We start from the raw sequence: 11,170 nt of genomic DNA, 5'->3' as shown, positions 1-11,170 counted from the left end.
ATGCACACGGACAACAGAAACGCAGACCTGGTTTATCGCTTCATTCGTCTGCCACAGGCACAGCAGAGGCTGTTTCTCGAGAAGCTGGCGGCCAAGGGCGTCACGCTCGCGCAGCTGCCCATTCCAGTGGTCAGGCACGAAGTCGAACGGCCTGTGCTGTCCTATGCCCAGCAACGCCAGTGGTTCCTCTGGCAGCTGGAACCTGCCGGCTCGGCCTACAACATTCCGACCGCGCTCAGGTTCAGAGGGCGGCTGGACCTGGCTGCCCTGCAGCGCAGCTTCGAGACGCTGATCCAGCGCCATGAAGCCTTGCGCACGACCATTGGCGAGGCGGATGGCCAGTTGATACAGGTGATCCACCCGAACCAGCCTTTCGAGCTGGCCCAGCAGCAATTGGGGGCAGTGGACGAGCAGGCTTTGCAGGTGCAGGTTGCGCTGGAAGTTCAGCAGCCGTTCGACCTGGTCAACGGGCCGCTGCTGCGGGTGAAGCTATTGCAACTGACGCAGGATGAGCACGTGCTGGTGCTCACCTTGCACCATATCGTTGCCGATGGCTGGTCGATGCCATTGCTCATCGATGAGTTGGTGCGTCTCTATGAAGGCTACAGCCTGGGGCATGAGCCGGGGCTGGCCGCACTGCCGATCCAGTACGCCGATTATGCGATCTGGCAGCGTGCCTGGATGGACGCCGGCGAGCGCGAGCGTCAATTGGCGTACTGGACGGCGCAGTTGGGCGATGAGCATCCGGTGCTGGAACTGACTACCGACAGACCGCGCCCGGCGCTGCAGAGTTACCGGGGTGAGCGGATCTACCTCGATCTTGGCGAACGATTGAGCCTGTCGCTCAAACAGTTGGCCCAGCAAAAGGGCGCGACACCCTTCATGCTGCTGCTGGCCAGTTTCCAGGTGTTGTTGCATCGCTATTGCGGGCAGGCCGATGTGCGGGTGGGCGTACCCATCGCCAACCGTAACCGGGTGGAGACCGAGCGCCTGATCGGCTTTTTCGTCAACACCCAGGTGATGCGCGCCGAGTTTGCCACGCAGCTGACTTTCAGCGAGTTGTTGGTGCAAGTCCGTCAGCGTGCCTTGGGCGCTCAGGTCCATCAGGACCTGCCGTTCGAACAGCTGGTCGATGCCCTGCAGCCTGAGCGCAGCCTCAGCCACAGCCCGTTGTTCCAGGTAATGTATAACCACCAGACCCGGGTCAAGGGCGAGCGCCGCAGCTTGCCTGGCCTGGAGGTAGAGAGCCTGCAGTGGCATGTGCATGCGGCGCAGTTTGACCTTGCGTTGGACAGTTTCGAGCATGAGCAGGGCATCAGCGCCACGCTGACCTTCGCCACCGACCTGTTCGATGCATCGACCATTCAACAGATGGCGCGGCACTGGGTGAACGTGCTGCAGGGCATCGTTGCCAACCCGGACCAGCGAGTGGCTGAGCTACCGTTGCTGGATGACCATGAGCGGCAGCAGATTGTGCATGGCTGGAATGCCACACAAGCCGTCTATCCAGGTGAAACCTGTGTTCATCAGCTGATCGAAACCCAGGTATCCGCCACCCCTGATGCACCGGCGCTGGTGTTTGGCGAGCAGACCCTGAGCTATGCCGAGCTCAACCGCCGTAGCAATCAGCTGGCGCACAAGCTGCGCAAACTGGGTGTGGGCCCGGACGTGCTGGTGGGCATCGCCATGGCGCGCAGCCTGGAGATGGTCATCGGCCTGCTGGGTATCCTGAAGGCCGGTGGCGCCTATGTGCCGCTGGATCCGGAATACCCGCAGGACCGCCTGAGCTACATGTTCGAGGACAGCGGCGTCGCCTTGCTGCTGACCCAGTCGCACCTGCGTGAAACCCTGCCGGTCCCGGCCGGGCTGCGCAGCCTGGACCTGGATACCGAAAACTTCGACGGCTACAGCGATGCCAACCCGAATATCGAGGTGGCCCCGCTGAACCTCGCCTACGTGATCTACACCTCTGGTTCCACCGGTCGCCCGAAGGGCGCTGGCAATAGCCATCAGGCGCTGGTCAACCGCCTGTGGTGGATGCAGAAGGCCTACGGCCTGGACGCCAGCGACAGCGTGCTGCAGAAAACCCCGTTCAGCTTTGACGTGTCGGTGTGGGAATTCTTCTGGCCGCTGATGACCGGGGCGCGCCTGGTCTTGGCCCAGCCGGGGGCGCACCGCGACCCGCAGCTGCTGGTCGAAAGCATCAACCATTACGGCATCAGCACGCTGCACTTCGTGCCGTCGATGCTGCAGGCGTTCATGAGCCATGAAGCGATCGAGAGCTGCGTCAGCCTCAAGCGCGTGGTGTGCAGCGGTGAAGCGCTGCCGGCCGAGCTGGCCCGCCAGACCCTGCAGCGCCTGCCGGCGGCGGGCCTGTACAACCTGTATGGCCCGACCGAAGCGGCGATCGACGTCACCCACTGGACCTGCCAGCCGGACGAAAGCATCAGCGTGCCGATCGGCCAGCCGATCGACAACCTGAAAACGCACATCCTCGAAGGCAGCCTGCAACCGGCGGTACGCGGCAGTGCCGGCGAGCTGTACCTCGGTGGTGTCGGCCTGGCCCGTGGTTACCACCAGCGCCCGGCGCTGACCGCCGAACGCTTCGTGCCGGACCCGTTCAGCGAAAACGGTGGGCGCCTGTACCGCACCGGCGACCTGGCGCGCTACCGCGCCGATGGCGTGATCGACTACGCCGGGCGCATCGACCACCAGGTGAAGATTCGCGGCCTGCGCATCGAACTGGGCGAGATCGAAGCACGCCTGCTGGAGCTGCCGAGCGTGCAGGAAGCGGTGGTGCTGGCCCAGGACGGGCCGAGCGGCAAGCAGCTGGTGGGTTATGTGGTGCCTGCCGACAGCACGCAGGATGAAGGCGTATTGCGCGACAGCCTGCGCGAGGTGCTCAAGGCCGGCCTGCCGGACTACATGGTACCCGCGCACCTGCTGCTGCTCGACAAGCTGCCGGTAACGCCGAACGGCAAGCTCGACCGCAAGGCCTTGCCGCAGCCGGATGTCAGCCAGTTGCAGGGCCAGTATATCGCCCCGCAAAGCGCGCTGGAGCAGCAGATCGCGGCGATCTGGGCGGATGTGCTGAAGCTGGAGCGGGTCGGGCTGAGCGACAACTTCTTCGAACTGGGCGGCGATTCGATCATCTCGTTGCAGGTGGTCAGCCGTGCACGCCAGGCGGATATCCAGTTCACCCCCAAGGAGCTGCTGCAGTATCAGACCGTGCAAGGGCTGGCTTCGGTTGCCCGACGCAGCAAGGCACAACAGCAGGAGCAGCGTGCGGTCACCGGGCCCCTGCCACTGATTCCGGTGCAGCAGTGGTTCTTCGAGCAAGCGCTTGCAGTACCTGAGCATTGGAACCAGTCGCTACTGCTCGAGCCTGCTGAGGCGCTGGATGCCCACCTGTTGAGCGCGGCGCTGGAGACCCTGCATGTGCATCACGATCTGTTGCGGCTCAATGCCAGACACACTGAGGGCCATTGGCAAGTCGCGATTGGCGAGCCGTCATCGACCGGGTTGCTGTGGGTACGCGAATGCGCTGATGCCGAGGCGCTGACCAAGGTAGCTGAGCAGGCCCAGCGCAGTCTTGACCTGGCTCGGGGGCCACTGTTGCGCGCTGTGCTGGCAACGCTGGCAGACGGCAGCCAGCGGTTGCTGCTGGTCATTCATCATCTGGTGGTGGATGGCGTGTCATGGCGGATTCTGCTGGAAGACGTGCAACAGGCCTACCAGGCGCTTACTCTCGGGCAGCCGCTGAAGTTGCCGGCCAAGACCAGCGCTTTCAAGGTTTGGGCCGAACAGTTGCAGGCCTATGCCACCAGCCAGGCACTGCACCATGAGCTGCACTACTGGCGTGATCAACTGAAAGACGCCAGTGATGCCCTGCCTTGCGATTACCATCAGGGCGAAAACCGCCAGAAGCATGCTGTATCAGTGAGCACCCGCCTGGACTCGGACTGGACCCGCAAGCTGTTACAACAGGCCCCGGCAGCTTACCGCACGCAGATCAATGATCTGCTGTTGACGGCGTTGGCCCGTGTAGTCAGCCGTTGGACTGCACAGCCGCAGGTGCTGGTGCGCCTGGAAGGTCATGGCCGTGAAGAGCTGTTCGAGGGTATCGACCTGAGCCGCACGGTGGGCTGGTTCACCAGCATGTACCCGGTCAGGCTGAGCCCGCAGCATGAGCTGGCTACCACGATCAAGACGATCAAGGAGCAACTGCGCGCTGTGCCCAACAAGGGGCTTGGCTACGGGGTGCTGCGCTACCTGGGGGCTGGCGAAGCGCAGGAGACATTGGCGGCGCTGGCCCGGGGCTCGATCATCTTCAATTACCTGGGGCAGTTCGATGGCAGCTTCGACCAGCAGGCCAGTCTTTTCAGGCCTGCCAGGGAGAGCGCCGGGTCGAATCAGGATGAAGATGCGCCGTTGAATGGTCTGCTGGCCGTGAACGGCCAGGTGTATGGCGGCGAGCTGACGTTGGGCTGGACGTTCAGTCGCAAGGTCTTCGACCCTGCGACCATCCAGCGCCTGGCCGACGCCTACACAGAAGAACTCCAGAGCCTTATCGATCATTGCTGCCAAGCTGACAACTGCGGTGTCACGCCAACGGACTTTCCGCTGGCCCGCCTCAGCCAGGCGCAACTGGATGGCTTGCCGGTGCCGGTTTCGCAGGTTGCCGACATCTATCCGCTTTCGCCCATGCAGCAGGGCATGCTGTTCTATACCCTGCAGGAGTCTGAAGCGGCGCTGTACATCAACCAGACTTCGGTCGATGTGCATGGCCTGGACATCGACCGCTTCGTAGCGGCATGGCACCAGGTGATCGCCAGTCATGACATCCTGCGTACGGTCTTCCTGTCATCGGCCCAGTGGAGCGAGCCACTGCAGGTGGTGCTGCGTCAGGCCAGCCTGCCGCTGCGCATGCTCGACTGGCGTGGGCGCGAGGTGACAGACGAAACCTTGCAGGCGCTGGCTGGCGAGGATGCCGCCGAAGGTTTCGACCTGGCCAGTGCACCCTTGATGCGGCTTACCTTGGTTCAACTGGATGAGCAACGGCTGCACCTGATCTGGTCGCGTCATCACATCCTCATGGATGGCTGGAGCAATTCGCGGTTGCTGGGCGAGGTGTTGCAGGTTTACCACGGCCGACCTGTCAGCCATGTCGGCGGGCGCTTCGCGGACTACATTCGATGGCTTGCAGCGCAACCACAGGGCAAGCTGGAGCAGTTCTGGAGCGAAAAACTGCGTGCCCTCGAGGGGCCGACGCTGTTGGCTGACAGTGTCGCGCCGCAACCAGCCGACAAGCTTGCCGGGCACCGTGCGCTTTACCTGCGTTGGGATGCGCAGCGCACGCAACAACTGCGTGACCAGGCCCGGCGTCTGCGGGTCACGCCCAATACCTTGGTGCAGGCCACCTGGCTGTTGCTGCTGCAACGCTACACCGGCCAGACCACCGTGTGCTTCGGCGCCACGGTGGCCGGGCGCCCCACCAGCCTGGTGGGTGCGGACGAGATGCTGGGGCTGTTCATCAACACGCTGCCGGTGGTGCAGGCACCGCAACCCCAGCACATTGTCAGCGACTGGCTGCACCAGCTGCAGCATTACAACCTGGAGTTGCGCGACCACGAGCATGCGGCGCTGGCCGATGTGCAACGCTGGGCCGGGCGGCCAGGGCAAGCGCTGTTCGACAGCATTGTGGTGTTCGAGAACTACCCGGTTGACGACCGTCTGCGCGAGGGCGGGGGCGGCACACTGCGCTTTGGCGAGGTCCGCAACCGCGACGTTACCAACTATGCCATGGACCTGGCCGTTCAACTGGGCGAAACCTTTTCGGTGGAGTTCCTGTACCTGCGCAACCGTTTTACCGACGCCGCTGTCGAGTGTGTGCGCGGCAGTTTCGCAAGCTTGCTGAGCGCCATGCTGGACAATCCCCAGGCCACGCTGGGTAGCCTGGGCATGCTGACGCCAGCGCAGGTAAGGCACGCCGACCTGCGTAACCAGCTTGCGGCACCTGGGTGCGAGCAGCCGCTGCTCGCCGAGCGTATCGCCGGGCATGCCCGTGAGCGTGGCGAGGCCCAGGCGCTAGTCTGCGGCGGCCATCAGTTGACCTATGCCCAACTGGATGTGCGCGCCAACCGCCTTGCCCACCACCTGATTGCGCAGGGCGTACGTCCGGAAACCTGCGTTGGTATCGCTCTGGAACGCTCGGTAGAGGTGATCGTGGCTTTCCTGGCGGTGATGAAGACCGGCGCAGCTTATGTACCACTGGATATCGACTACCCGCAGGAGCGCCTGCAGTGGATCGTCGAGGACTCGGCGATGCACCTGCTGGTCACCAGCAGTGGCCTGCGCCAGCGCTTTACCCAGGTGGCGCGGTGCGTCGAGCTCGACCAGCAAGCGCTGGACCATCTGCCTGCAACCGCGCCTGAACAGCGCGCCTGCGCGGATAACCTGGCTTATCTGATCTACACCTCTGGTTCCACCGGCATGCCCAAAGGTGTGGCGGTGAGCCACGGCCAGATTCGCATGCACTGCCAGGCCATCGCCGGGCTGTACGAGATGGACCCGCAGACCCGCGAGCTGCTGTTCATGTCGTTCGCCTTCGACGGGGCCCAGGAACGTTGGCTGTCGACGTTGTCCTCGGGTGGTTGCCTGGTGGTGCGTGACAACCGGCTGTGGACGGCAGAAGAAACCTGGCAGACCTTGCATGCCCAGCGCATCGATATCGCCTGCTTCCCGCCGGCGTACCTGCAACAGTTGGCCGAATTCGCCGATAGCCGGCAGCAACCCGCACCTGCGGTGCGGGTGTACTGTTTTGGCGGCGATGCGGTACCGGATGCCCTGTTCGAGCAGGTCAAGCGCACGCTGCGTCCGCGCTGGTTGACCAACGGCTATGGGCCGACGGAAACCGTGGTTACGCCGCTGCTGTGGAAAGTGCCGGTGCAACGAACCTGTGGGGCTGTGTACGCGCCGATCGGCGACCGCGTGGGCGAGCGCACGTTGCACGTGCTGGACCAGCACCTCAACCCGCTGCCCGATGGTGTGGCCGGTGAGCTTTACATCGGCGGCGAGGGCGTGGCGCGTGGCTATCACCAGCGGGCCGCACTCACGGCCGAGCGCTTCGTGGCCGACCCGTTTGCCACGGGTGGCCGCCTGTACCGCACCGGTGACCGGGTGCGTCGTCGCGCCGATGGCGTCATCGACTTCCTCGGGCGCCTGGACAACCAGTTGAAGATTCGGGGGTTCCGCATCGAGCCGGGAGAAATCGAGGCACGCCTGCGCAACCTGGCTGGCGTGCGCGATGCCGTGGTGGTGGCGCGTGACATCAGCACGGGTAAGCAACTGGTCGGCTACGTGGTGACGGCCAGCGCCGACACCCGCGCCGAGCATTTACGTGATGCCCTGCGCGCCGACCTGCCGGATCACATGGTGCCGGCACAGCTGGTGCTGATGCCGGCGCTACCGCTCACCCCCAATGGCAAGATCGACCGCAATGGCCTGCCGGCACCAGCGTTTGCCGCAGGCCGGGCGTGGGTTGCCCCGCGTAATGCCATCGAGCAGGCGCTGGCAGCGATCTGGCAGGAAGTACTGGAAGTTGAGCAGGTCGGCGTCGATGACAATTTCTTCGAACTGGGAGGTGACTCGCTGCGCGTGCTGAAGATGCTGTCCAAGGTCCGTGCCCGCGAGGATTTGCCTATCGAACTGAAACTGCGTGATGTGATTGCCCGGCCGACCATCGCCGAGTTGTCGGGTTATGCCCCCGACGATGCCAGCCTGGACCCGCTGTTGTTGCTGAACAGCCGCGTGAGCACGAATATGCCGCTGTTCTGCCTGCATGCCGGGTTTGGCACTGTGTTCGATTACGAGCCATTGGCGCGCCGGCTGGAGGGCCGTTGCACGGTTTATGGCTTGCAATGCCGGATGCTGCTGGATCACGCCTGGGTGGACGATTCGCTGGAAACGATGGCGATCGATTACGCACAGTACATTCGGCAGAAGCAACCTGAAGGCCCTTATCAGCTGGCAGGTTGGTCGCTGGGCGGCACCCTGGCGGTGTTGGTGGCCAAAGAGTTGGAAAACCAGGGGCAGCGGGTTGCGGTGCTGGCTTTGGTGGACAGCTTCGTGCCCTCGGCCAGGCAAGCCGTGCAGGAGAGTGACTGGAGCGCCGACCTGCGTGGCTTCCTGGCGGTAATTCTCGGGGTTTCGGCTGATGCCCTGGTTCTGCCGGTGGTGCCGGCCGGCAGTGCTCTGCAGGCCCTGGAACGCGTGATCGAGACGGCACGGGCCGCACAGGCTGCACAGTCGGCCTATGCCGAAATCGGCAACGCTGATCTGGCGCAGACCTTTGTCGTAGCCATGCAACTCAAGGCGCTTTCGCGGCAATTGCGACAGCTGCCGTCTACCGAGGCAGCAGCAAGTTGCTGGTGGGCGGGAGAGGGCGCGCACGCGGGTAGCATCTCGGGGAGCTGTCAGGACATTGCTGTTGATGCCGGGCACTATGACATCCTTGAACAGGTGGATGTCCTTGAGGGAATGATTGCCAGGCTGTTGCTGGCAGACTCGGTTAGCCAGTAACCCCACCACTGACCGCGCAGCCAGGCGCATGAAAAAGCGGCGCTTCCCGAATGGGGAAGCGCCGCTTTTTTGTGGGGAGCGATCAGAAATCGTAGCGCAGGTTCAGCGTCGCGTTTCTCGGCGTGCCATAGTGACCATAGTTACCGGCCAGGCCTGCGTAGTACTTCTTGTCGAACAGGTTGTCCACGTTCAGCGTGGCGGCCAGGTGCTCGCTGATCTTGTAGCGGGCCATCAGGCTGGCCACGGCGTAGTCTTCCTGGGTGATACGGGTCTTGTAGCTGGTGACCAAGGATTGCTTGGAGTTCCAGTTCACGCCTCCACCTACGGTCAGGCGCTCCCATTCGCCGGGCAGGCGGTAGGTCGTCCACAGGCGGAAGGAGTCCAGCGGCAGTTGAGGTGTCTGGCGAGTGCCGCTGGCATCCTCTGTGCGCGAATGGCTATAACCGGTGTGAACTTCCAGCCCTGGCGCCACTTCGCCGGACAGTTCAAGGTCGATACCCTTGGTTTCGGCGCCGCTCACAGCTTTGGAAACCGTCCAGGTTACTTCCTGCGGTGCCTTGAAATCGGTGTCGGTCACGGCGAAGTTGTCACGCTTGATCAGGTAAATCGCCGCGTTGGCGTTCAGGCGACCATCGTAGAATTCACCTTTCCAGCCCATTTCATAGTTCTGCCCGATCACAGGGTCCAGCACCTTGCCGGTACGGTCGCGGCTGGTCTGGGGCTTGAAGATATCGGTATAGCTGGCGTACACCGATTGCTCATCGGTCAGGTCGTAGATCAGGCCGGCGTACGGTGTTACCTCTCCGTGCTCCTTAAGTTGCGTAGGGTTGCCGTTGCCCGTGGTCAACACCACCTGGTTCGAGTCCGAACGGTAATTGGTGGTACGGGCACCAAGAATCATGTGCAGGTCGTCGGTGAAGTTCAGCCGGGTGGCAATGAAGTAACCGGTCTGGCGAATGCTCAGGTCATAGTCCAGCAACGGCGAGTAGCTGCCAGGTTGCGGCAAGCGGTTACCCCAGTTGTAGAAATTGGCGTTGACCGGCCCCGCCGTCCCGGTGAAGTGGTTGTTCTCGTAATCCAGGTAATCGAAGCCTGTGACCAACTCGTGGGTCTGGCCGAAGAGTTCGAAGGGACCTTGCAGGGTGACGTTGACGCCTCGTTGAACCTGATGGGCATCCACTTGCAGGCGGTCGAAGGTGGCATCGCCGGTGGCTTGATCGAGCGTGGCCATCCCTGCACCGGTGCGATAGAACGCCGACAGCGAGTCACGATCGACATCCATGTAGTTGCCGGCCACTTTCAACTGCCAACCATTGCCAAGCTCCTGATCCAGGCCGAAGGAGTAGTTCTTGGTGGTGTAGTCTTCATACATCCAGCGCGGCCCGGAACTGGTCGAGCGGGAGAAATTGGTGGGCTGGCCATTTTTGAAAAACAGCGGCACACCCGGCGCCCCGTTGGCGTCGTAGGTCTGGTAGTCCATGCCGAAGCGCACGGTGGTGGTATCGGTCAGGTCTGCCTCGAGCACGCCGTAGACCAGGTCACGGTCCTGGCTGTACCAGTCCATGTAGCTCTGGTTGCTCTGCTTGGCGGCTACCAGGCGGCCGCGCAGCTTGCCGCTTTCGATCAGCGGGCCGGACACGTCGGCTTCGGTGCGGTAGTAGTCCCACGAGCCGACACCGGCCTGCACATACGACTGGAATTCACGGGTAGGGCGCTTGCGCACCATGTTCACCACACCGTTGGGCTCGCCGGCACCGGTCATCAGGCCAGTGGCACCGCGCACGATTTCGATGCGGTCGAACATGGCCATGTCCATCAGGGTGTTGGGCATGTTGCGCGTCAGGTAATCCTGCGTGGTGTTCACGCCATCGAGCTGGTAGGTGCTGATTTCCGAGCCGCGCGAATAGATGTGAAAACGCTCGCCACCATCCTGGGACATGGTGATGCCCGGGTTCTGCTTCAGCACATCGGTAATGGTCGCCAGGCGCTGGTCATCCATTTGCTGGCGGGTGATGACACTGATGCTTTGCGGTGTTTCGCGAATCGACAGGTTCATGCGGGTGGCCGTGCTGGTCAAGCCGGTAGTGTAGGAACCTGTACCTTCGGTAGTGGCCCCCAGGCCCATGCTATTGACGTTGGTCGCCGAAAGCTCGACCTGGCCGTCCTTTGCCGCTGAGCTTGCCGTTACCGTTACGGTGTTGCCGTCGATCTGGTAGCGCAGCCCGCTGCCGCCCAACAGGATACGCAGCGACGTAGCGAGGTCATGGCGCCCTTTGAGCGTGGAGGAGCGCAGGCCGCCAGTATCTTCCGGGCTATACAGCAACTGGGTATCGGTCTGCCTGGCCAGTGCCTGCAACGCCGAATTCATCGACTGCGCGGGAATATCCAGGGTCCACTCCTGCGCCTGCACCTGGGCAGCCATTGCAGCGGATATCGCCAGGCCCAGGCCGAAGCGTGTGAACGCGCGCTGGGGACGAAGGGAATGACGGATCAGTAATGCTTTGGCAAGCGGGTTGAGCGGGCCGGGCAAGGACTTGGACATCTATTGCGGTCTCGTTGGCAGAGGGTTTTTTCTATGTCAGCTATAGGA

General features: G+C 62.9%; 2 protein-coding genes. One reads left to right on the top strand and one right to left on the bottom strand.

Translation table 11 applies throughout. The features are described from left to right. Positions 1-8,580, top strand: coding sequence for a non-ribosomal peptide synthetase (locus tag FQ664_RS21195; RefSeq protein ID WP_144174656.1), 8,580 nt, complete (start codon positions 1-3; stop codon positions 8,578-8,580). Positions 8,581-8,662: 82 nt separating this feature from the next. Here the strand turns inward: FQ664_RS21195 and FQ664_RS21190 are convergent, their stop codons facing one another. Next, positions 8,663-11,122 (bottom strand): TonB-dependent siderophore receptor, encoded by a 2,460-nt coding sequence (locus tag FQ664_RS21190; protein WP_144174654.1) that lies wholly within the window; start codon positions 11,120-11,122, stop codon positions 8,663-8,665. Between the last annotated feature and the right edge of the window lie 48 nt (positions 11,123-11,170).

The sequence above is a fragment of the Pseudomonas persica genome, from assembly GCF_900291015.1.
Taxonomy (GTDB): domain Bacteria; phylum Pseudomonadota; class Gammaproteobacteria; order Pseudomonadales; family Pseudomonadaceae; genus Aquipseudomonas.
This window is presented reverse-complemented; position numbering and strand designations above follow the sequence as displayed.